The 269-nt window shown below is 59.9% G+C and carries 1 pseudogene; it reads left to right on the top strand.

Annotated elements, in window-relative coordinates:
- Positions 1–269 (top strand): annotated as a pseudogene (locus EOD29_RS32015) (ABC transporter permease); the annotation flags it as partial.

Consider the following 269-nt stretch of genomic DNA (forward strand, 5'->3'; position numbering starts at 1 on the left):
GTCCTTTCGCTGCTCTTCGCCTTCGTCACGCTGGGTTTCCGGGCAAACCAGGTGGCGGCGGGCCTTGCCATCGGCATTCTCGGGCAGGGTCTTTCCGCGCTTTTCGGTAAGACCTATGAAAGCCTCACGGTCAGGGGACTTCCGAAGCTCGCCCTTCCAGGGCTTTCGGAATTGCCGGCTATCGGTGGCCTTTTCGTCCAGGACATCGTCGTGTGGATTTCACTCGCCGCGACACTGGCCTTGTGGGCGATATTTGCCTACAGCAAGCT

The organism is Mesorhizobium sp. M1A.T.Ca.IN.004.03.1.1 (assembly GCF_003997555.1).
In the GTDB taxonomy this organism is placed as follows: Bacteria; Pseudomonadota; Alphaproteobacteria; order Rhizobiales; family Rhizobiaceae; genus Mesorhizobium.